This window comes from Maribacter sp. MJ134 (assembly GCF_003970695.1).
Classification (GTDB): domain Bacteria; phylum Bacteroidota; class Bacteroidia; order Flavobacteriales; family Flavobacteriaceae; genus Maribacter.
Window position 1 is genome coordinate 722649 of the sequence record NZ_CP034570.1, and the last position, 21277, is coordinate 743925.

Genomic DNA, 21277 nt, shown 5'->3' on the forward strand with positions numbered 1-21277 from the left:
TATGAGTGAAAAGAAAATTATAGAGGAACGTTCGCTATTATTGAACAGAAGGTCATTCTTAGGTAAGGCGGCCTTAGGTGCGGGCTCCGTAGCACTTGCTTCGTTACTTGGACAATCGTTTTTTAGAAAGGATGCGAACGGTATTATTACCAAGGCTAATGATTTTGGAGGTAACGATGGAATGTTGAATGCCTTACACCATGCCTCAAAGGCCAAAAGAGTAATTTATCTTTTTCAGAGCGGTGGACCTTCTCAGTTGGAGTTGTTCGATTATAAACCCACTTTAATTAAGAGAAGAGGTGAAGAATTACCCGAATCTATCAGAAACGGTCAACGGCTAACAGGTATGACCTCGGGTCAGGATAGTTTTCCCTTGGCAGGATCCGTATTCGACTTCAAACAATACGGTAAGAACGGTACGTACATAAGTGATTTACTTCCGTATACCGCCAAAATGGTAGATGAACTGTGTATCGTAAAATCGATGTATACCGAGGCTATAAATCACGATCCCGCGGTTACCTTTTTTCAGACCGGTTCACAACAGCCGGGCCGACCCAGTATGGGCTCTTGGTTAAGCTATGGTCTTGGTAGTGAGAATAAAAATTTACCAGCTTTTACGGTCTTGTTGTCCAGAGGATCGGGAAGGCCCAACGGGCAGCCTTTATATACTCGATTATGGGGTAACGGATTTCTGCACTCACTTCATCAAGGTGTACAGTTTAGGGCGGCAAAAGACCCTGTTCTTTATTTAAACGACCCTAAAGGAGTTACTAAGGAAGGTAAAAGGGCCATGTTGGATAAACTGGCAGAACTAAACGAAAAACAATTTACGGAATTCGGAAACCCGGAAATACAGAGCAGAATAGCGCAGTATGAGATGGCCTATAAAATGCAAACTTCTGTTCCAAATGTAATGAAGACCGACGATGAGCCCGATTATATTTATAAAATGTACGGGGCCGATGCCAAAATTCCAGGTACTTATGCAGCCAATTGTTTGCTGGCTAGAAGATTAGCGGAGCAAGATGTGCGTTTTATCCAGTTGTACCACATGGGTTGGGACCAACATGATAACTTACCGGGCGCTATAGAGAAACAGGCAAAAGATGTGGATCAGGCTTCTGCCGCGCTTGTGGCCGATTTAAAACAGCGCGGTCTTTTGGAGGATACTTTGGTCATCTGGGGAGGCGAATTCGGAAGAACCAATTACTCCCAAGGGTTACTTACAGATACCAATTATGGTCGTGATCACCACCCTAGATGTTTTACTATGTGGATGGCCGGCGGTGGTATTAAACCGGGGGTAGTGTACGGTGAAACGGATGAATTTGGATATAATATTGTCAAAGACCCAGTACACGTTCATGATTTTCAAGCTACGATGCTACACTTACTGGGCATAGACCATGAAAAGTTAACATACAAATATCAGGGGAGACGCTTCCGACTTACCGATGTGGAAGGTCATGTCCTAAATGATTTGTTGGTTTAATGAAAAGAAGAACTTTCGTCAGAAATACGGGTATTCTAACTACAGGACTGCTAAGTGGTCTTGCGCAAGCAAATTCATTAATGACATACAAGGATGTAGTTATAGGTCACAATTCGCATCAATATAAGATAGACCTGCAATGGGGAGCATTGAACGCTAACTTTTATCCGGTAAATGATTGTCATGAAATGGTGCAGGACTCCCAAGGGAGAATATTATTGCTGACCAATCATACCAAAAACAATATTATTGTCTACGACCGTTCCGGTAAGTTGCTGGAGGTTTGGGGTACCGATTATCCCGGTGCGCACGGACTTACGCTACATGTAGAAAACGGGGAAGATGTACTTTACATCTCGGATAATAACCGCCATGAGGTTATAAAAACTACGATTACGGGCCAGGTTATACAAGTATTTCCTTACCCAAAAGAGACCGGAAAATACAAGAACAAAGAAAGCTATATTCCTACGGAAACGGCTATAGCTCCAAATGGCGACGTTTATATTGCAGATGGTTACGGTGAACAATATATCATGCATTATAATGCCGCCGGAGAACTTTTAAACGTATTTGGAGGTAGAGGAACAGAAGCACATCATTTTGATAATGCCCACGGTATTTGTTTGGATACCCGTGATGCGACCAACCCCACCTTATTGATCACCGCAAGGCAACAGAACAAATTGAAACGTTTTACGCTAGACGGAAAATATATAGAGGCTATTGACTTACCAGGTGCATACATCTGCAGACCCGTGTTGCATAAAAAAGATATCTACCTGGCCACGATTTGGTCTGGTGATGGTTCGGAAGGTACAGGTTTTATAAGTATCCTGAACGAAGATAATAAATTGATTTCCGCTCCCGGCGGTAGTACTCCCGTGTATGAGGAAGGGCAATTAAATCCCATGTATCAAACCTTAAAAGTGTTTCACCATCCGCATGATGTTTGTGTAGATGATGACGAAAATTTATACGTGGCGCAATGGAATTCAGGAAAGACATACCCTATTAAGTTATATCGTGTTTAATGTTGAAGAAATTAACCCTTTATATTGTTGTTGCGGTACTTCTATGCGCTTGTAAGCAAAATACGAAGGAGGAGGTTTTGTATGCCTCGGATAAAATTTTTGAGCTGGCTGCGCCAAAAATAACGGTAGATTCCTTGCTGTTCACGAAGTCGGCAAAAGTTTCCGCTTCTTTCAATATGGCAGATGCTGAAATTAGATATACTACAGATGGCAGCCCCGTAACAAATACCTCCGATTTGTATACGGAAGCTCTAAATATAGAGAAAGCGACAACGTTCGCCTTTCGTACCTTCCATTCGGATTACCAAAAAAGTGAAGAAATATACACCAGATTAATACAATTAAAACGTAATATTTCAAATGCTAAGGTCACCTTAGAACCAAACCCGCATCCCAACTATAGCGGTAATGGAGCACAGGGGCTGGTAGACCTGCAAAAGGGTACACTTCAGTTTAGGGGAACGAACGCCTGGCTGGGCTTTCAAAGTGACCAAATACTCATAAAAATTGATTTTGACGAGGCGATTCCCATTTCAAAACTTATAGTAAGCACTTTAAAGGACCATGGGTCTTGGATTTTTGCGCCCCAAGCTATAGAGGTACGTTCCAAGGGTAAGAAAATAGGCGGATTAACGTACGATACACCTTTATGGATGGAGCCCAAGCAAATAGCACTTTTGGATATTGCGATAAAAGAAGCAAATTATAAAAGTATAGAACTTAAGATTGATGTAATGGACGCTATTCCCTCTTGGCATCAAGGCAAGGGTACGGTACCTTTTATATTTATCGATGAAATTTTAGTAGAATAAGAGCATGACATACCTTTTTATAAATATCGGAAATTTTCATCCCGTACTGGTTCATTTGCCCATTGGGATTATAATTTTTGCCTTCATCCTTGAAATTTATCAAAGAATACGACCCAAGGAGAACATAGGAGGTGTCATAAAACTCGCCATAGGATTCGGTGTTTTGAGTGCTTTGGCTTCTATAGGAACTGGACTGTTACTGGAATCTAATGGCGCTTATGACGAGGAATTATTGTTTAGACATAAGTGGATGGCGATAAGCCTTACCGTAGTTACTGTTATTTTATTCTTTGCTAAGAATTCGAAACAAAAGTTCTTGGCAACGCTCTATTTCCCTCTATTCATTGCAGCGAACATTATGCTGACCTTAGCGGGCCACTGGGGTGGTAGTATGACGCATGGCGAAGACTTTTTGACCAAGGAAACCTCTTCAAAAAGTAAAGCCATCGAGGATATTGACAAAGCTTTGGTTTATAATGATGTGGTACAACCCATTTTCGATGCTAAATGTGTAAGCTGCCATAACCCAAAAAAGGCCGAAGGCAATTTACTATTAACCTCACAAACAGAAATCCTAGCCGGCGGTGATACGGGCAGTATATTGGATACCGCAGATTTGGGAAAACCGTTGCTTGCGCATCGCATGGTATTGCCCCTTGAGGACGAAGAACACATGCCACCTAAAGGTAAGGTACAGTTAACACCAAATGAGATAGATTTGATACATTGGTGGTTGGCGAACGAAAATTGCTTTGATTGCATTACCTCCGATTTGGAGCGAAGCAAAAAAATTCAGGCATATTTAAACGATTTGGAAGAAGATACGTCCACACGGGCCGTACTGGCTAAAAATCTGGAACCGGCTTCTGAGGCTTGGTTGGCTAATCTAAATAATTCAGGTATACCCACGTACCCATTAAAGGAAGAAAGTCCTTTATACATCGTTAATCTGGCCAATAAAATGGATTTGAACGAGGGGCTTTTCGATATGTTGGAGGAATACGGGGAAAATATTGTCGAGATGAACTTGGGCCGTTCTAATTTTAGCGACTCGCTAAGTAGTGTACTACCCAAATTTGAAAATCTCACTAAACTACAGCTACAGAACACCCGAATTACCGATAAAACCCTTGCTGAAGTTAAAAAGTTGGAAAAATTAGAGTCTTTAAACCTTTATGGAACGGCCATCACGGATGTTGCTTTAGATGATATTAAATCGTTATCTGCGCTAACCGATTTATATCTATGGCAGACAGAAATTACCAATGAGACGCTGGCTACGGCACTGGCGGACAATAGCATGCTAACGGTACATGCCATCGATTCCGATATTTTTGAGGCTACGGAATTGATGCCGCCAACGATTATCACGGATTCCTATTTCGTTAAGGACGAATTAAAGGTGGAGATGAGCTATCCATTTAACGATACCCAAATGTTTTACACCTTAGATGGGTCCATTCCAGATACCACAGCTACGCTTTACGAATCGCCCATAATCCTGACCAATACCACTATTTTAAAGGCTATTACTTTTAAAGAAGGCTGGGGTCAAAGTGATGTGGTCGCCGCTAATTTCAAGAAAAGGACTATTGATTATGACAAGATTACGCTAAACAAGCCCCCACATGAAAAGTATACGGCCAAAGGCGCTAAGACCTTAATAGATTTAGACCGCGGCTCTAGAAACTTCGTAGATGGCAAATGGTTGGGTTACGAAGGCACTCACTTCAATGCAACGATAGCATTTGAAGAAACCAAAGAAATTAGTTCGGTTTCTATTGGGGCATTATCAGGCCCTAGTGATTATATTTTTTATCCGGTAGGTTTTAACATTTTAATATCTAACGATGGCAGCAATTTTAAGACTTGGCATAGCGTAAAGTTACCGGAACAGAAGCCCTCTTCTGAAATTATGATGGATTTCTTTGATGTAGAGTTCAAAAAAACCAGAGCCAAATATGTTAGGGTAGAGGTAAAGAGTATTCTTAAAAATCCGCCATGGCATCAAAATCCGGGTGCTAAAAGTTGGGTGTTCATCGATGAAATCGTAATTAATTAGTACACCTGCTAAAATCTTTACTCGATAATGGAAATTAAAAACGCCCCGATACTTGCCTCGAGATAATTTTAATTAAAAGATTTCCCTGTCCAGCATAAAGGTGATACCAGTTTCTTTGGTAGTACTTAAATGTTTTAGGAAACCTTGTTTATCTACTAAAATGGCCCCTAATTTTTGCACGGCTCTTTGAGAGCGATAGTTTTTATGATCTACGTGAAACAAGACATATCTGAAATATTGGAAGGCATGTTGGATCATTAGATTTTTGAAGGATGTATTGTAAGTTCCGCCCCAGTAGGCTTTAGATAAAAACGTCCACCCGATTTCAACAGCTTCATCAGATGTGTTATGTAGTCTAAATCTTGAACTACCGATAATGGTATTCGTCTTCTTATCGATTATTCCGAATGCAGCTTTGGAGGCCATCGCACCATCAAAAAATACAGTAAAAATCTCCTTTTTATATCTATCCGGATTTTGGTGAAGTTTCCAGATTTCAGGGTCGCTTGCTGCTTGGTACAAGGCATTAAAGTCGGACCTTTTCAAAGGTCGTAAAAGCACCAATTCATTTTCTAAGGTAGGCTGTAGGTTTATAGCCATTCTCTTTGTTTTCCTATTTTAAGCTAGGTTAGACACTAGTATTTATTTTAGCCTCATTTTCCAAAAATGCTTGGCGCGCGACCTTAGCGGTTTGATGGTTTCCTGTATGGCTCCAACCTGGAGGCATAAAAATATACAAAAACTTATTCTTAAGTCCGGGAGCCTTCCTTACATCCTTGACCAGTTCGGCAATTTCTCCAAAATAAACATCCATAAAATTACCGGCATCCATTTCACGAGTAATCCCATATTCAATTTCAATATCGGCTCGTTCCTCTTGATAGGTGCCAAATATCCTATCCCAAACATTCCATAAATTACAGTAATTAGTATCCATGTACAAGGGATTTCTAGCATGATGTACTCTGTGATGCGAAGGGGTTAAAATTAATTTATTCAGAAACCCTAGTCGGCCATCTTTCATCACATTCTCACCTAAATGTATAAAGGAACCCCAGGTGCCGTCAATGAACATGATAAGAAATAGCATTGGTGGAGATACCCCCAATAAAATACATACTGTAGTACGTATAATGTCTGCGTAAGGATATTCTAAGAAAAAATGTGCAAAATTCACGGTAAGGTTCATAGTATCCGGCGCATGGTGCGTAGAGTGTAAACACCAGAACAATCGTACTTTATGTCCTAAATAGTGATAGATGAAATGACCTAAGTCCCATACTAGGTAGGCGTAAATGAACCAATACCAAGTGGGCTCGGTTTGGAAAGGCGCATACTTTTGGAACAAGCCAATACAAAATGCTATAGTAGCTAGGGAAATAACAAGAAATAATACCCGATTGAAGAAGTATATCAAGAAATTTACCTTGTATACTTTCATGTGCGGCTTTTTATGAATAATTCCCGCTACAAATTCAAAGACCAGAAGTAAAGGTATTATCGGAGCTATTAGCGCTACTATACCTTCATAGGTCTTGAATTGTTCATAATCTCCGATTTCTAGAATTTCCCAAACTTGGGTAATTCCAAAAAACCCTATTATTTCGTTATAAATTGATTCTAAAATCTCCATAAGTTAAAATTTTTTCACTCATCTTAGGAAGTTATATCGGTTCAAGACAATTAAAAGTTGCTCCTTCCTCCCTTACAAATATCTACCAACATTTAGGACATATGGTTTCCTTTTTTGATAAAAAAATAAACTATTATGTTGTTTAAGATAGGATTATCGATATTTGATGTTTAAATAACATAGTATTCCTAACAAAATGGAAATCTACGCTTAACGCATTAAGATATCGTAGTTGATAAAAAGAAGCTGCTTAGCGTTCTTGCTATGCTATAAATTTCTTGCGATACTGTTTTGGAGAGGTATTATGAAAATCTTTAAACTTTTTAAAGAAAAATGGTAGTGATTCGTATCCACATGAAAATCCTATTTCTGAAATAGAGTCGTCGGTGTCTATAAGTTTCCTAGCCGCAATATTAATGCGATATTCGTTTAAAAAGGTAAAAAACGGTCTACCCATCATCTTACTAAAAAACCTAGAAAAGGACTGTTCGGACATATTAATGATTTCTGCTACTTCCTTCAAAAAAATTTTCCGATGGTATTGAGAGGCTACAAAATCATTAATTTTAGTCATTCTACTGCCATATTCTTCAGGTAAATTAGAGACGAAACTTGCTTCCGAAAGATAGGTAAAGTCACATTTTGAAAGTTCAACTAAAACCAACAGTAATTGAATATAGAGATCTTGATCTCTAAGATGTACCAAACCTTTAATTTTTGAGATGAGGTCTTTGCTTTCTTCCTTATTGAACAAAACACCTCTTGATGCTGATTTAAGAAGATTAAAAACGGGCGCCAACTCTGGCGCCTTAGCATAAATATTCTGATTCCATTGGATAACAATGGATTTTGAAACGCCATTACATCTCGAATGGTTTTTCCAGCAATGCGGTAGGTTAGACCGTAACAAAACTAATTCACCTGGCTCATAAGGGCCAACATAATCTCCTACGAACTTGGTTCCGACACTTTCTTCTATATAAGTAAGCTCATGTTGCGGATGAAAATGCCAAGGCATTTCAAAATTTTCCTTGTTATGTTCAAAAGCAAATATAGACTGTGCTTTTTCGAAAACGATTTGTTCTAATAATGGTTTCAACTATATCGTATTTTGACTTATTTTCATAAAAATAATAAAAAGAGTGATAGAATAGTATATTTTTTTATCAAAAAAGAGAACGCAAGAGCGCTCTGGGAATTAGATATTTGTAAATAGCGTACTGTAAAATTGTAATGACCATGGACGAAAGTGTATTTAAAGACCCATTTAAGACCGCCAGGATAGAAGAAGGTATAGGTCACATGACCGATCAGAATGAAAAAGTGAAGATGATCCTTAGACTTAAGGATCTTAGAAAGACCGCGCATAATTGGAAAACTTTTCAATCCGGGGGAAAAGAAATTGGACGTATTGTAGTTCCCTCCGAAGAAAAAATAAGGAAAACAAGACAAATACCTTTTGAAGTAGATCCTCCTGAGCATGGGCAGTACCGGGAACTACTAGAGGCATGGTTTAAGCGGCCTTTGGATAGTGAATATGAAGAAAAATTAAGGGTCCAGATTGCCACTATTATCGATAGCGTTATTAAAAAAGACCGCGTTGAGATTGTTAGCGAACTGGCATTGTTGTTACAGTCAAGAGCACTCACCTTATTATTGAATATACCCTTAGAAGAATCTGAAGTTTGGATTAATTGGGGCACACATGTATTTCGTAGCGAAGACACTGCCTTAGATAAGGATAAGGCCAACATATTGTACGATTATATAGACCATCAAATTGATAAGGCCATAGCCAACCCCGGAGAAGACCTATACTCTGTTTTACTAGATGCTGATTTTCAAGGAAGAAAATTAAATAAAGAAGAAATAAAGGGTGTTATGATATTGATTTTTGCTGGTGGCAGGGACACGGTAATCAATGCAATAACAAATACAATTGCCTATTTTGCAGAACATCCAGAGGCATTAAGAAGACTAAATGAGGAACCGGACGTCATCGGTAAAGCCGTTGAAGAGTTCATTCGTTATTTTTCTCCATTAACCCATATGGGTAGGGTAACTACAGAAGATACCCAGATTTGCGAACACGCGGTAAAGGCCAATAGTAAAGTTTCTCTTTGTTGGGCTTCAGCAAATAGGGATGAAACGGTTTTTGAAAAGCCAAATGATATTTTGCTGGACCGTAAAATGAATCCGCATGTAGGATTCGGATTTGGACATCACAAATGCTTGGGTGCTACCCATGCCAGGCAGTTATTAAAAATATTGATAAGTGTTTTAGTTCAAAAAATAGACAACATCCAAATCTTGGATTATAAGGAAAATATAGAGGACCTAGAGCAATTTGAGCGAAAAGTAGGTTTTGATAATATTCACGTAAAGTTTAATAGTATTCAATAAAAACATGGCTAAAATCACATTTATTACGAAGGAAAACCAAGAAATCACAGCAGAAGGAACCTCAGGTTCCGTTATGGAGCTTGCTGTAAATAATAGTGTAAAAGGAATTGACGGTGACTGTGGTGGGGTTTGCTCATGTGCTACATGCCACGTACATGTGCGTTCAGAGGATATGAAAGTCGTAGGTGCGGCAGGTGAGATAGAGGCAGACATGTTGGAACTGGATGAAAACGTAACGGAACATAGTCGGTTATGCTGTCAAATTGAAATTACGGACGCTTTGGACGGTATTGTTTTAGAAGTGGCCAATTAGAGTTTTGGAAGGAACTAAATCCAAAATAGCCGTAATTATCGGTGCCAGTCACGCAGGTGTTCAATGTGCCTTTGCATTAAGAAAAGAAGGTTGGAAAGGAAAAATTATTCTGTTCGACGTAGACACTGCTTTGCCGTACCACAGACCTCCTTTATCTAAGAGTTATCTAACCAGTGAAAATCCTGATGAACTGCAGGCCTTAAAGCCTACCGAAAATTATGTAAAAGAGGATATTACACTAAAGTTGGGCTGTAGGGTTACTAAAATCAATAAGGAAACTAAAAATGTCGAATACGACGGCCACGCTATCCAAACTTACGATAGTCTTGTATTGGCTACCGGAGCAAAACCGTTTAAGCCACCAATTTTTGGCCTGGAAAAGGCAAAGCATCTGTATTCGTTACGTAACTTAAGTCATGTAAGAGCTATAAAGAAGGCAATCTTAAAAAACACGAACCAAAACATCGTGGTTATAGGAGGGGGATATATAGGATTGGAAACCGCTGCCTCTCTCAAAAACTTAGGAGCTAATGTAACTGTTCTAGAAAGAGAAGAACGAGTTTTAGCTAGGGTTACCTCACCAGAAATATCAAGTTTTTTTACTGATTTACATACTTCCAATGGAGTACAGATACATACCAATAAGTCTGTGGTTGCGGTAACAACGGAAAAAGGTATCAATACCATTAATTGTGCGGATACGAGTAATTATAAGGCAACCATTATTATTTTAGGTTGTGGGATAGTGGTAAACACCGACTTGGCCAAGGATGCGGAATTACAGATAGAAAATGGTATTAGGGTAGATAAATACTGTAGAACGGATGACCCTCATATTTATGCTATTGGCGACTGTACATATCATTACAATCTGCATTACGAACGTTTTGTAAGGTTAGAATCTGTTCAAAATGCTGTAGATCAAGCCAAGGTAGCCGCCGCAGCTATTTGTGATAAAAAGCTTGTTTATGATAGCATACCATGGTTTTGGTCTGATCAGTATGATGTTAAGTTACAAATGGTAGGACTTTCAGAAGGTTATGACCAGGTTCTGGTCCGTAAGGAAAAAGATAGGGCAAACGTATTTTCTGTTTGGTATTTCAAAGGGGATACCCTTCTTGCTGTGGATGCCGTAAATAATGCTAGGGCGTACGTAATTGCGACTAAAACTTTAAAGGATAATATACGATTGGATAAAGAGAAACTTATAGATTCCGCTGTTGAACTAAAACCAGTAAATTTAATTGTAGCATAGTATGGTATCAAAAAGTGCGATAGCTAGAGGAGATGGAAGTTTTACTATTGATGAAGTAATTCTTAAAGAACCACAGTCAGATGAAGTTTTGGTTCAAATGAAGGCAGCTGGGCTTTGCCATACCGATTACGATTCCCTTTCATGGGGTAAACCAATCGTAATGGGACACGAAGGTGCGGGAATCGTGTTGGAAGTGGGCAGGGATATTACTGATTTTGAAGTTGGCGACCAAGTGATCTTAAATTGGGCAACCCCCTGTATGCACTGTTTTCAGTGTAAAATTGGGAATCAACATATTTGCGAAAATAACTCGCCTGTCGTCGCCGGAGAAAACGGTCACACCCCAGGCCATGCCCACTTGAAAGGAACACAATGGCGTAGTAGACCTATTGAACGCTCTTTTAATCTAGGAACGCTCAGTGAATATGCTTTAGTGAAAGAATCGGCATTGGTTAAGATAGCGAAGGAAAATTTAAACTTTTCCGCTGCGGCAATAATAAGCTGTGGTGTAATGACTGGCTACGGTTCTGTGGTAAACAGCGCAGGACTGAATAAAGGCAGCTCCGCCGTTGTTTTAGGCTGTGGCGGGGTAGGGTTAAATGTAATCCAAGCTTGCAGAATATCTGGTGCAGCCAAGATTATAGCTATAGACGTAAATGTAAATAAATTGCATTTGGCAAGGCAATTTGGAGCTACGGATACCATTTTGGCAAGTACTGCAGACACAGGATTATTAGATGCGGCAAAAACCGTAAAAAAACTATGTGATGGTCGTGGAGCGGATTATGCTTTTGAATGTACGGCAATACCAGCTTTGGGCGCTGCACCTTTGGCTATGATACGTAACGCAGGAACTGCCGTTCAGGTGAGCGGTATAGAAGAGGAAATTACCATAGATATGCGACTTTTTGAATGGGATAAGATATATATTAATCCGCTTTATGGTAAATGTTACCCCAAGATTGACTTTCCTAAATTGATGCAACTATACAATAATGGAGATTTGCTCTTGGACGAAATGATTACCAAAGAATATCCGCTGGAAAATTTAGAGGAAGCTTTTGACGATATGTTGAAGGGGAAAAACGCAAAAGGAGTTATTGTTTTTGATTCATAACTATGGGTAGTTTTAGAACTGTTGAACTTTCTGATAACCGTTATGAAAATGATGGACTCCGCTTCATGACAGTAAAAACAGATAACCTCAAAGGGCGTGGAAATCTGTGTTTATACGTTCCTAAAATACCTGAAGGGAATTCTGAACTACCTATACATCTTTTATTGCACGGAGTTTACGGTAGTTCGTGGTCTTGGGCTTTAAATGGGGGTGTGCATAAAACGGCAAAACGTCTCATGGATTCTGGTAAGATTAAGCCAGTAATTCTTGCGATGCCATCAGATGGTCTTTGGGGAGATGGTTCTGCTTATCATAATCATAATAGTAAGAATTTTGCAAATTGGATAGTCCAGGATGTACCTAAAGCAATTAAAGAAAATATTCCAGAGGCTGGTAAAAATTCATCATTGTGTATTGCAGGACTATCCATGGGCGGTTACGGAGCGTTACATCTTGGTGCGGCCCATCCGCTTAAGTTCAAGGCAATTTCAGCTCATAGCGCAATTACCAGCTTCGAAGATATGCAAGGTTTTGTCGAAGAACCCTTAGCGTCCTATGGACTTGGCAATATTCATAAAAATGTGATTGAAGGTATAACTGCTAATAAAAGTAAAATGCCACCGCTACGTTTCGATTGCGGCATAAAGGACAGTCTCTTAAGCTCAAATAGAAACTTGCATGAAGAATTGCTAAAACTTAACCTTCATCATGTCTATGAAGAATTTGATGGTGGGCATAACTGGTCTTATTGGCAGAAGCATGTAGAACGAACCTTACGGTTTTTTAATGACCATGTGTAATTCTAGAACAGGAAATAAATCCCGTCTTATTACAAATATTTGTAGAAGGAATTAAATTTTATTTTGGGCCAATAATATCTAAAAACGGAGTCATTTCTAATAGGGTAATATCATCTCGCTTTTGCAATTGTCTAAGCATCCATCCTTTATGCCCGGCACCATATACAATTAAAAACCGTTTACCCTTATAGCGGTGTTTCTCTAGAGCTTTTTCAATATTCCAATAATGGGCAATGTTGATATTCTCCCAACCACCGAGCCCTAATTCTACATTAAAAAGTCTGTTGTAGGTCTGTAAGGCAATATCCTGTATACTATCATAAGTGTGGGTGTGAATGAAGTAGGGGTCGTTGACCTTACCCGTAGCTGCATAAAGAGAATCGGTACGTTTATTTGTAGCCTTACCCTTTTTAGGACATCGCTAAATTCATAAAAATATCTTTATCGTTGACCGTTTCGGGGAAGAATTCTTCCCCGAAACGGTCTTTATACTCTCTCGGTGGCATATCTCCCAATGATGAATGTGGGTGCCGCGTATTGTAATCCTTTTTCCATTTATCGGTCAATGTCCTGATCTGGTGCAGGTCGTTGAACCAGTAGGCATCAAGTACGTCCTCCCTGTAAAACCTGTTGAGCCTTTCCATGTAACCGTTCTGCATCGGCTTGCCCGGTTGTATGAACCTTAGTTCCACTCTTTTTCCCTTGCACCACGCCGCCAAGGTCTTCGAGATGAACTCGGGACCGTTGTCACAGCGTATCGTCTTTGGAAGCCCTACTTCCTCTTCCAGATACTCCGAGGTCTCCACGACCTTTCTTGCCGGATAGTTCAGACCTATATCCATGGCCAGTGCCTCACGGTTACAATCGTCCATGACGTTGAACACCCTTACTTTCCTTCCATCGGAGAGAACGTCCGACATGAAGTCCATACTCCATACCTCATTGAGCGCCGTAGGGGCCTCCAATGGGTTCTTTACCCTTGCGGGCAGTCTTTTCTTATGTTTTCTGCGCAGCTTCAGGTTCATCTTCCTGTAAACCCGAAGTACACGTTTCCTGTTCCATTTATGGCCTTCGCGACGAAGCCGTTTATAGTACACCTCGAAACCCCTTGTCGGCAGTTCTTCCGCCAACCTCGATAGCGCGTCGATCACTTCCGTATCGTTCTTTTTGGTATGGTAGTACCACATCGAACGGGCAAGCCCGATCACTTGGCAGGAACGCGATACACGGACCGAATAGGCATCCTGAAGGTACTTGGCACGGTGCTTCTTGTCGGAAGGCCCTAGAACTTTTTTGACAGTACGTCCTTGAGCATGCGCACGTCCAGGCTTACGTCGGCGTACATCTGTTTGAGCTTGCGGTTCTCCTCCTGGAGCTCTTTGAGACGTTTCATGTGCGTGACCTCCATTCCGCCATATTTCTTGCGCCAATAATAAAAGGTGCTCTTGTCGATGCCCAGTTCGCGGGATACATCCCCGACACTACGGCCCTGTTCGTTCTCTTTCAAGGCCTTGATGATCTGGCTCTCGGTAAACTTGCTTTTTTTCATGTGACAGTTAAAATTTAAAGTTAGAAAATTCTAATTTTAAGCTGTCCTATTTTTAGGGAAGGCTACATATTAGCTTCGGTATATGCGTGCCAGTCCTTAGTTCTAATGGTATCTTGACTTATTGCCCTTAATTTAGCACTGCGTTCGTCGGCCATGGGTTTGGTCCAACCCGCAGTTGGGATAATTTCAAAATCCATTTCTTTGGTCAGCGGAAAAATAACATCTCGGTTTTACTTCGGAAACTTTTATTAAGCCGCGCTTTTTGACCTTTAGGATGGTATACACGTTGTAGCCAATGGTTGAGCATAACTATAAACTATCGTTCCAAGGTTTTATGAAGAATCCAGCCAGTTTTCCTGCCGAATCGGTTACTGCGCGCACCTCTACATCGGCATCAGATTCATAAACAACTTTGAACCTATACACGCGGAAGCGCTGTTCATTTTCCATAAGGGAGTGGAACTTTATTTCCTTGAACGCCCCGAACAATTGTTTTAATTGTATGTGCGAACTTTTTTGAACTGTTTCCGACAGCCCTTCTACCATTGCCGCTGTAGCTTGCTCACTAGTTAATTGGTAGTATGTTCCACGCTTTTGTGCAAGCAGTATATCTGTTGCTAATTTCTGCACGGATTTTAATTTGACCGTATCGATTTCTGATTCGTCAATTTTTACGAAACCGGATTGTCCTTGGCAGCTTAAGGATAGCGTTGCCGTAAAGAGAACAATTAAATTCAAGACGTTTTTCATAACTCGGTATTATCGGATTAATGTTATGTGCGCAGCCAAATTTTACTTTTTATCTAAAACAAAACCTAAACTTTAGGATTAAGGATTCTACGGACATCATAAAAATACGCAAACTCTGCGATTAAGTCCAAAGCCTACATTGTCTATAGATTTTGCTGCACTCTCGTTATTTTAGATTGTTCAATGCTATTGATTCTGGCATTTTTTTTCAAGTAAACTTTTTATCGACAGGATTTCATTTTCAACCGATTTCAAAATTTGTTTATTACGAGTGTTGATACCCAAATAAAACATGGCGTCGTTTAACATTATTTCTCTTATTTTAGCTGTGAAATTAACTTTTGATTTCAGTAGGTCAAGGTCCACTTTTGTCGTGTCTATTCCGTTGAAATCGTTTACCATGTTTATCCATCCCGAACTAATGAAATCCTTCGTTTCAAAAAAACGTTTGTCCGTGATAGCTTTTCCGTTAGTTTCTATGATGGAGCTTGTTCTATCCATTGATTCATAGTAGGAAGCCAATTTGTTTTTAGTAGAAAAGTCTGTTAGGATGTTTAGATTACCACTCGATTTTATGTCCTCAAATGCGTCCGTAGTGGCTCGGTAATTTCTATTGGAAAATTTGACAGAATTTATAAGATATGATCCGATACTGTCTAAAGGTGTGGTATCGTCCAATAACCGCTGTATCATGATATTATTCGCGTTAATTCTTAGGTCCAACAGTTCAAGAGAGTATTCATAATTACTATAATCCTGTTTAACGTCTTCCAATAAACGACAATAATATTGCTGTTCTAATTTTCGGTCCTTCTTGTTCTGGTTCCAATCATTGATCTGTAAGGCTATCAAAATCCCTATGACCACTAGAATAATCTCTCCAATAGCATATTTAAAATACTTTCCCGTTTTTCCTTCGGACAATAAATTTTGTCTAATCTTTCTAAAGAACTTAATCATATATTTCGTTTTTTGTCCTCCGCACCGTCTGGCTCCTCGCTATCAAAGGTCTGCCAGACCTTTGCTTGTCGTTCGGCCCTCTATAGAATTTAATCATTATGTTCAGAGCATTTGGTTTGAAGTAAACTGATCATTGCTACTATGTCGTTTTCAAGCAATTGCAACAATTGCTTGTTTCGAGAGTTGAGTCCTAAGTAAAAGACGGCATCGTTTGTTATTTTTAATCTGATGTCAGCTGTGAAATTTATCTTTGATTTCAGTGATTTTAGATTGACTTTTGACGTGTCTATTGCATTAACGTTTTCTAAGAGTTTTATCCATCCAAAACTTATGACATCTTCACTTTCCAAAAAGCGCTTTTCTGTAATGGCCTTTCCGTTACTTTCTATAACAGCACTTGTATTTGCTAACATCTTGTAATAGTCTGCTAATTGATTTTTTACAGATAAATCTTTTATAATATTTAAGTTTCCGCTAGATTTTATATCTTCAAAAGCATCTGTAGTGGCGATAATATTTCTATTTGAGTATTTTACAGATTTTAGAATAAGTGGTGCAATGCTGTCTAACTGCATTGAACAGTCTTGTAACTTTTGGATTAATGTGTTATTTCCGTCTATTCTTTCGTTTAATAAAGCCAAATAATTATTATAATTTGTAAAATCTTGATTAACATCCTCTAGTAATCTGCAATAATATTGTGCTTCCAATTTTCGGTTTTTTTTGTCTTGACTCCAATCATTAATCTGAAGGGCAATCAAGATTCCAATGACCACTAGAATAATCTCTCCAACGGCATATTTGAAATACTTTCCGGTTTTTCTTTCGGAAAGTAGTTGCTGTCTAATTTGTCTAAAGAACTTAATCATATTGGGTTTCCTTAAGAATTTTATCAATCAATAGGTCTAATTCTATCAAAAGGTTTTTGTTGTCTCCAATCCAGTATAAAAACTCGTCAGTATTGTTTTCGAATTCAATTTCTTTAAAGATTTGAAGTTTATCTACCTTCAGGTTTGATTTTTCTTTCCAATTTAATGGGCCATAGGCATCCATATCTTTAAAGGAATATTTTTTTGATAAATATGGCCAAATCTCGTTGTCTAATTTTGCGGTAAATCTGGTTGTTCTATCTGTCAATGCCTTCATCGTTCGTCCCCAATTATATATTAAATTAACCAATTCCTGATTCTGGAGCAATTCCAAACGCCCAGATTGTATGAGACCAGAAATGGTATTTTCAGAAGGTCTGAATATAGGAGGGTCAAAGGCATAAAAAAGTAAACTGTCTACATTTTGCTTTTTAAGATAAGCTTCGTCTTTGCCTATAAGGTGCATTAATTGTCTTAGGGCCGACTCACATAATTCAGCTTCCTTAATTTTTACTTTTATCCTCTCTTTGTTTTGTAAATATTCAATATGAATGTTTTTTACAATCGTTTGTTCTTCAAGTTTCTGTATTCGTTCTTGATTCCAATTATTAATTTGCAACGCAATTAATATCCCAATGACCACGAGAATGATTTCGCCAATGGCGTATTTAAAGTATTTGCCTGTCTTATTTTCATTTATAAGGTTGTAGCGTATTTTTCGAAAAAGTTTTATCATTGGTTAGTGGTTGGTTATAATGCAGAATTGGTTGTTGTGCGTTCGTTATTTTTCATCTATATATTGAAACATACTTTCCCTTAATGCTATTCCTTCTTGAAGTAATTCACTGTGCGTCCTATACACTGGTACCATCAACGCTTGTTTGAGAGTTGATTTATCTACAAACTCTTTTACCCTATCAGACGCTGTAGCTTCATAAAAAAACGAATTGTCAAAGGCGTCCATTTCCATTTTAGCGAAATCGGGTAAACGGTTTTGTAAGGCTGAATTAATGTCCAAAAAAGGAATCAGTTCAATGGCCAATCCATATATTAAATTAAGATTGGATTCCTGACCTTCGAGTACATTTGAAACATTATCATAATAGGCTTGAATTTTACTTTTAATGGAATCGTTTAAGATATACTTCAACTTACCTGAAAATTGCATTTGATTAAAAGTGATTTGACTAGGTATGAAACTGCTCGAAAATGAGGCATCATAAATCTTTTGTTTAAGTAAAGGTTTGTTTTCCTTTATCGAGTCATTCTTTAATGCGCTCAATAGTATTCTATTGGCATCTATAAAAATGCTATCGTTTTTCTTTACACGTATCAAATTCTTAATGTCATCTTCAATATTTTGTATTAAACCGGCAATTATTATTTTTTCCTCTGCCTTTATCTTCTCATTTTCATTCCAATTGTTAATTTGAAGGGCAATCAAGATTCCAATGACCACCAATACAATTTCGCCTATGGCGTAGAGGAGGTACTTTGAGAAACGGTTTTCAGCAAGTAGTTTTTGACGGATTTTTCTAAAGAATTTTATCATAGTTCAGAACTTTTCCCCTCCTGGGAGGGGCTAGGGGTGGGTTTTAATTTCTCAATTTCAATCTTGATTTCCTTTAAGACCCAATCCAGATTGTTTTTCACATCCAAATCCGAAAATCGAATCACTGTAACCCCAAGGCTTTTCAATTGGTTTTGTCGTTTCATATCCTTTTCTTGGTGACCTTCTTTAAAATGAATTGAGCCATCGACTTCAATGGCGAGATAAAGATCTTTGCAATAAAAATCCACAATATATCGGTCGATTGGTATTTGCCGACTGAAGCGTACGCCTAATTTCTTACCCTTGATTTCTCGCCATATGGCGATTTCACCCAAAGTCATGTTGTTACGGAGTTCCTTGGCGTAGGCGACCAAATCTTGGTTGTATGGAATTATTTTTCTCATGGTAGTACCCACCCCTCAGTCCCCTCCCAAGAGGGGAGGTTTTCAGCAAGTAGTTTTTGTCGGATTTTTCGAAAGAATTTTATCATTGGTTAGTGGTTGGTTATACTAAAGCGCAACGGTTGAGCTACGAACAGTACGGGAGCAAACCAGCGTTTGCTTTCCGCCACGCACATAGCGAAATCTTTTTGTTTTGATTTATTTTTTCTTGTCCAGAGCAACCCCGAAGCTTCTAGACATAAGATTTTGCGAACTTCATAAAAATACGCAAACCTTTCGGTTAAGCACAAATCCCCTATTGTTTATAAGTGTTGTTGTTGATAGGCTTTTCCGCACGTTCCTTAAACTCCGCTGGTCATTCCGATATTTTAATTCCGCTGTTTAATTCCAATATTTTGGTAATGAATGTTTCGTTAGTTTTTGGACTTATATACAGTTCGTTGTAATTGTCATACTTTATAATCAGTCCTTTTCTTGCAGTTGCAGGTCTAAAACCAACCCAGAGAGTTTTTCCTTTTATTATCTCCGTTATTCTGTCCGTATTTATTTTTCCATTAAAAGGTCCACTTCTATAAATCAATCCGTCAGTTTTTGATAATTCATAATTTGTCCCGAAATATAACCACAGGAGTAGTCCAACAACGCTGAACACTAAAACTAGAGACCAATACCCTGCCGTTTCCATTTTACCGCTAACAATCTCCAAAACCATAATCCCTGTCAAGAATATGCTAATTCCAAGGATTATAACACTAAACAAGATGTCTTTTTTACTGTCGAATTTCATTAGTTTTAGCTTAACTACAACGTCTCCATATATAAAACGTAGCGTGTTAAAAGACGTTATTGTTTCGGATTAGATACGAGCCGAATTTTTCAATTTTTCTTTTTATCTTAATTTTCTCAAAAAGCCAAATTTAAAAATCTGGCGGACTTTGCAAATACGTCCAAGTCATTAAATATAGCACTTACCGCCCTATTTGCTATAGGTATTGCTGTGCATAGTTTTATCTCTCAAAGCTCGTTCGTTAAACTCTTTCCTATTTATCTCATCTAAATTAAATTTGATACCATTTATTTTGCGAGTTAACAATTGTAGTTCAAGGTTCAAATTTTTCAGTCTGTTATCATCAAATGCACTAGGGTCACTATTGTCTAAAATCAAATGTTGTTCTTCAATGGCTCTTTCCATAAAACCTTTTTTATTTTCAACATATTTTAATTCCTCTTCTAAGGATAGTTTTTGTTTATATATTTCTTCATTTGCACGTTTATACTTTGAATATTGCCTTTTTCTTCTTAATTCCTGAAGTTGTCTTCTTTCATCAAGTTTCCTTAACTCTCGAATCTCTTGAAGCGCGTTTGCATTTATTTCCGCATTCAAGTATTTAGTTGCAAACTCAAGGAACCTATCCGATTGATACATATGAAAGGCTTGTTTTGTTTCCGATTGAAATTCCTTTTTAAGCTCGGGTCTTGGGTTTAGCGTTTTCCCTTTGAATCTTACCCACCAATCTTCTTTTCTATCATCGGTAATTAGGATTATTCCTTTTTTTAGTTCTTTACTTTTGTCTAATACTTGTTTCCAGACAATTAAATCTCCATACTTGTGTATATCCTTTGAAGTGTCGTCTTTTTTGCCTCCATCTTTATAACCTGGTGGTATTTTATCTAAAAACCGACTTTCTCCCTCTTTGTATACTTCTTCAAGTTTGTCTTTTTCATACTCGTTACCAACTTTGCCATTAAAAAGAGCCTCTATTTTATCTAAAATATCATCTTGGTTAATTCTCTTATTATGAAATTCCTTGCTCTCCGTTAGTTGTTCGCAAATCTCTTTTGTTAAACTCGAGAATTTTTTTAAAAGTTTCGCTGTAATAAAAGGATGTTGACGAGAGTTTTTAAACTCATTTTCTATTGATTTTAATGAACTGGAAGCTTCTTCGTATGATTTTTCTTGTTGGTTAATTACAGTAAGTCTATTGTTAAAAAATTCACTTGCTGATTGGTGAGGTATCCAAATTCTATCTTTAACTTTTTCTAAAATTTTAAAGAAATCATCTCTTGTTTCATCCGAATATCTGTAGAGATTAAGAAGAATATTTGCATCAAATACAAACAATGCCTTTTCCCATAATTTATTTATTTCTCTTTCTGTAAGTTTAAAATATCCCGGGAATTTTGATTTCATATTTAGGTGGTCTTAAATTAAAAACAACGGTTTCGTATAACTGTCAGTTACGGGTTAATATGCCTTAATTTTCGGTTTAGC

At 38.3% G+C, this 21277-nt stretch carries 22 protein-coding genes; 9 read left to right on the top strand and 13 right to left on the bottom strand.

Going from position 1 to position 21277, the window contains the following annotated elements; translation table 11 throughout:
- The first annotated feature begins 1 nt into the window (after position 1).
- The 4 genes from EJ994_RS03050 to EJ994_RS03065 are packed head-to-tail and all read left to right on the top strand — an operon-like array spanning position 2 to position 5403.
- Positions 2-1495, top strand: a complete 1494-nt coding sequence (locus EJ994_RS03050) for a DUF1501 domain-containing protein (RefSeq protein ID WP_126591143.1) — start codon at positions 2-4, stop codon at positions 1493-1495.
- Positions 1495-2529 carry a 6-bladed beta-propeller gene (locus tag EJ994_RS03055; protein ID WP_126591144.1) on the top strand — a complete coding sequence of 345 codons (1035 nt, stop codon included), beginning with the start codon at positions 1495-1497 and terminating at the stop codon, positions 2527-2529. The genes EJ994_RS03050 and EJ994_RS03055 overlap by 1 nt, the downstream gene beginning before the upstream one ends.
- Positions 2529-3341: a chitobiase/beta-hexosaminidase C-terminal domain-containing protein gene (locus tag EJ994_RS03060; RefSeq protein WP_126591145.1), complete on the top strand. Its 813-nt coding sequence runs from the start codon at positions 2529-2531 to the stop codon at positions 3339-3341. Before EJ994_RS03055 ends, EJ994_RS03060 begins: the two co-directional genes overlap by 1 nt.
- Positions 3342-3345: 4 nt before the next feature.
- A complete protein-coding gene (locus EJ994_RS03065; protein ID WP_126591146.1) occupies positions 3346-5403 on the top strand; it encodes an FN3 associated domain-containing protein in 2058 nt (685 codons plus the stop codon).
- A 72-nt stretch (positions 5404-5475) separates the two neighbouring features.
- Here the strand turns inward: EJ994_RS03065 and EJ994_RS03070 are convergent, their stop codons facing one another.
- The 3 genes from EJ994_RS03070 to EJ994_RS03080 form a co-directional block, all read right to left on the bottom strand.
- A complete protein-coding gene (locus tag EJ994_RS03070; protein ID WP_126591147.1) occupies positions 5476-6003 on the bottom strand; it encodes a GNAT family N-acetyltransferase in 528 nt (175 codons plus the stop codon).
- A gap of 28 nt (positions 6004-6031) precedes the next feature.
- Positions 6032-7036 (bottom strand): sterol desaturase family protein, encoded by a 1005-nt coding sequence (locus tag EJ994_RS03075; protein WP_126591148.1) that lies wholly within the window; start codon positions 7034-7036, stop codon positions 6032-6034.
- Positions 7037-7298: 262 nt separating this feature from the next.
- The gene (locus EJ994_RS03080) at positions 7299-8135 is read right to left on the bottom strand and encodes an AraC family transcriptional regulator (protein WP_126591149.1); all 837 of its coding nucleotides are present in this window, start codon (positions 8133-8135) and stop codon (positions 7299-7301) included.
- Between the two features lie 140 nt (positions 8136-8275).
- Between EJ994_RS03080 and EJ994_RS03085 the strand changes: the two genes are divergently transcribed.
- The 5 genes from EJ994_RS03085 to EJ994_RS03105 all read left to right on the top strand — a co-directional run bounded on the left by EJ994_RS03085 (position 8276) and on the right by EJ994_RS03105 (position 12924).
- Positions 8276-9439, top strand: coding sequence for a cytochrome P450 (locus EJ994_RS03085; protein ID WP_126591150.1), 1164 nt, complete (start codon positions 8276-8278; stop codon positions 9437-9439).
- 4 nt (positions 9440-9443) lie between these two features.
- On the top strand, positions 9444-9752 hold the full coding sequence (locus EJ994_RS03090; RefSeq protein WP_126591151.1) for a 2Fe-2S iron-sulfur cluster-binding protein: 309 nt from the start codon (positions 9444-9446) through the stop codon (positions 9750-9752).
- Between the two features lie 4 nt (positions 9753-9756).
- Positions 9757-11007, top strand: coding sequence for an NAD(P)/FAD-dependent oxidoreductase (locus EJ994_RS03095; protein ID WP_126591152.1), 1251 nt, complete (start codon positions 9757-9759; stop codon positions 11005-11007).
- A 1-nt stretch (position 11008) separates the two neighbouring features.
- Complete coding sequence (locus EJ994_RS03100) at positions 11009-12124, top strand: Zn-dependent alcohol dehydrogenase (protein WP_126591153.1); 1116 nt, start codon at positions 11009-11011, stop codon at positions 12122-12124.
- Between the two features lie 65 nt (positions 12125-12189).
- The gene (locus tag EJ994_RS03105; protein WP_241240840.1) at positions 12190-12924 is read left to right on the top strand and encodes an alpha/beta hydrolase; all 735 of its coding nucleotides are present in this window, start codon (positions 12190-12192) and stop codon (positions 12922-12924) included.
- A gap of 410 nt (positions 12925-13334) precedes the next feature.
- Here EJ994_RS03105 and EJ994_RS03110 read toward each other — a convergent pair.
- The 10 genes from EJ994_RS03110 to EJ994_RS03150 form a co-directional block, all read right to left on the bottom strand.
- Positions 13335-14473 (bottom strand): IS3 family transposase gene (locus tag EJ994_RS03110; protein ID WP_241240841.1). Its coding sequence is split into 2 segments (ribosomal slippage): positions 13335-14212 and positions 14212-14473, totalling 1140 coding nucleotides; the frame shifts between segments, so codons are not numbered across the junction.
- A gap of 62 nt (positions 14474-14535) precedes the next feature.
- A complete protein-coding gene (locus tag EJ994_RS17700; RefSeq protein ID WP_262707431.1) occupies positions 14536-14670 on the bottom strand; it encodes a hypothetical protein in 135 nt (44 codons plus the stop codon).
- Positions 14671-14782: 112 nt separating this feature from the next.
- Positions 14783-15223: a hypothetical protein gene (locus tag EJ994_RS03115; RefSeq protein ID WP_126591155.1), complete on the bottom strand. Its 441-nt coding sequence runs from the start codon at positions 15221-15223 to the stop codon at positions 14783-14785.
- Between the two features lie 186 nt (positions 15224-15409).
- Positions 15410-16183: a DUF6090 family protein gene (locus tag EJ994_RS03120; protein WP_126591156.1), complete on the bottom strand. Its 774-nt coding sequence runs from the start codon at positions 16181-16183 to the stop codon at positions 15410-15412.
- 89 nt (positions 16184-16272) lie between these two features.
- Positions 16273-17052: a DUF6090 family protein gene (locus tag EJ994_RS03125; protein ID WP_126591157.1), complete on the bottom strand. Its 780-nt coding sequence runs from the start codon at positions 17050-17052 to the stop codon at positions 16273-16275.
- Positions 17045-17788: a DUF6090 family protein gene (locus EJ994_RS03130; RefSeq protein WP_126591158.1), complete on the bottom strand. Its 744-nt coding sequence runs from the start codon at positions 17786-17788 to the stop codon at positions 17045-17047. Before EJ994_RS03130 ends, EJ994_RS03125 begins: the two co-directional genes overlap by 8 nt.
- A 45-nt stretch (positions 17789-17833) precedes the next feature.
- Complete coding sequence (locus EJ994_RS03135; protein ID WP_126591159.1) at positions 17834-18604, bottom strand: DUF6090 family protein; 771 nt, start codon at positions 18602-18604, stop codon at positions 17834-17836.
- Positions 18601-19008 (bottom strand): endonuclease domain-containing protein, encoded by a 408-nt coding sequence (locus EJ994_RS03140; protein WP_126591160.1) that lies wholly within the window; start codon positions 19006-19008, stop codon positions 18601-18603. Before EJ994_RS03140 ends, EJ994_RS03135 begins: the two co-directional genes overlap by 4 nt.
- 352 nt (positions 19009-19360) lie before the next feature.
- A complete protein-coding gene (locus EJ994_RS03145) occupies positions 19361-19792 on the bottom strand; it encodes a PH domain-containing protein (RefSeq protein WP_126591161.1) in 432 nt (143 codons plus the stop codon).
- Positions 19793-19981: 189 nt separating this feature from the next.
- The gene (locus EJ994_RS03150) at positions 19982-21196 is read right to left on the bottom strand and encodes a PIN-like domain-containing protein (RefSeq protein WP_126591162.1); all 1215 of its coding nucleotides are present in this window, start codon (positions 21194-21196) and stop codon (positions 19982-19984) included.
- Positions 21197-21277 lie beyond the last annotated feature (81 nt).

Coding starts and splice junctions, on each gene's coding strand:
- EJ994_RS03050 (WP_126591143.1), top strand. CDS start 2: ATGAGTGAAAAGAAAATTATAGAGGAACGTTCGCTATTATTGAACAGA.
- EJ994_RS03055 (WP_126591144.1), top strand. CDS start 1,495: ATGAAAAGAAGAACTTTCGTCAGAAATACGGGTATTCTAACTACAGGA.
- EJ994_RS03060 (WP_126591145.1), top strand. CDS start 2,529: ATGTTGAAGAAATTAACCCTTTATATTGTTGTTGCGGTACTTCTATGC.
- EJ994_RS03065 (WP_126591146.1), top strand. CDS start 3,346: ATGACATACCTTTTTATAAATATCGGAAATTTTCATCCCGTACTGGTT.
- EJ994_RS03070 (WP_126591147.1), bottom strand. CDS start 6,003: ATGGCTATAAACCTACAGCCTACCTTAGAAAATGAATTGGTGCTTTTA.
- EJ994_RS03075 (WP_126591148.1), bottom strand. CDS start 7,036: ATGGAGATTTTAGAATCAATTTATAACGAAATAATAGGGTTTTTTGGA.
- EJ994_RS03085 (WP_126591150.1), top strand. CDS start 8,276: ATGGACGAAAGTGTATTTAAAGACCCATTTAAGACCGCCAGGATAGAA.
- EJ994_RS03090 (WP_126591151.1), top strand. CDS start 9,444: ATGGCTAAAATCACATTTATTACGAAGGAAAACCAAGAAATCACAGCA.
- EJ994_RS03100 (WP_126591153.1), top strand. CDS start 11,009: ATGGTATCAAAAAGTGCGATAGCTAGAGGAGATGGAAGTTTTACTATT.
- EJ994_RS03105 (WP_241240840.1), top strand. CDS start 12,190: ATGACAGTAAAAACAGATAACCTCAAAGGGCGTGGAAATCTGTGTTTA.
- EJ994_RS17700 (WP_262707431.1), bottom strand. CDS start 14,670: ATGGATTTTGAAATTATCCCAACTGCGGGTTGGACCAAACCCATGGCC.
- EJ994_RS03115 (WP_126591155.1), bottom strand. CDS start 15,223: ATGAAAAACGTCTTGAATTTAATTGTTCTCTTTACGGCAACGCTATCC.
- EJ994_RS03120 (WP_126591156.1), bottom strand. CDS start 16,183: ATGATTAAGTTCTTTAGAAAGATTAGACAAAATTTATTGTCCGAAGGA.
- EJ994_RS03125 (WP_126591157.1), bottom strand. CDS start 17,052: ATGATTAAGTTCTTTAGACAAATTAGACAGCAACTACTTTCCGAAAGA.
- EJ994_RS03130 (WP_126591158.1), bottom strand. CDS start 17,788: ATGATAAAACTTTTTCGAAAAATACGCTACAACCTTATAAATGAAAAT.
- EJ994_RS03135 (WP_126591159.1), bottom strand. CDS start 18,604: ATGATAAAATTCTTTAGAAAAATCCGTCAAAAACTACTTGCTGAAAAC.
- EJ994_RS03140 (WP_126591160.1), bottom strand. CDS start 19,008: ATGAGAAAAATAATTCCATACAACCAAGATTTGGTCGCCTACGCCAAG.
- EJ994_RS03145 (WP_126591161.1), bottom strand. CDS start 19,792: ATGAAATTCGACAGTAAAAAAGACATCTTGTTTAGTGTTATAATCCTT.
- EJ994_RS03150 (WP_126591162.1), bottom strand. CDS start 21,196: ATGAAATCAAAATTCCCGGGATATTTTAAACTTACAGAAAGAGAAATA.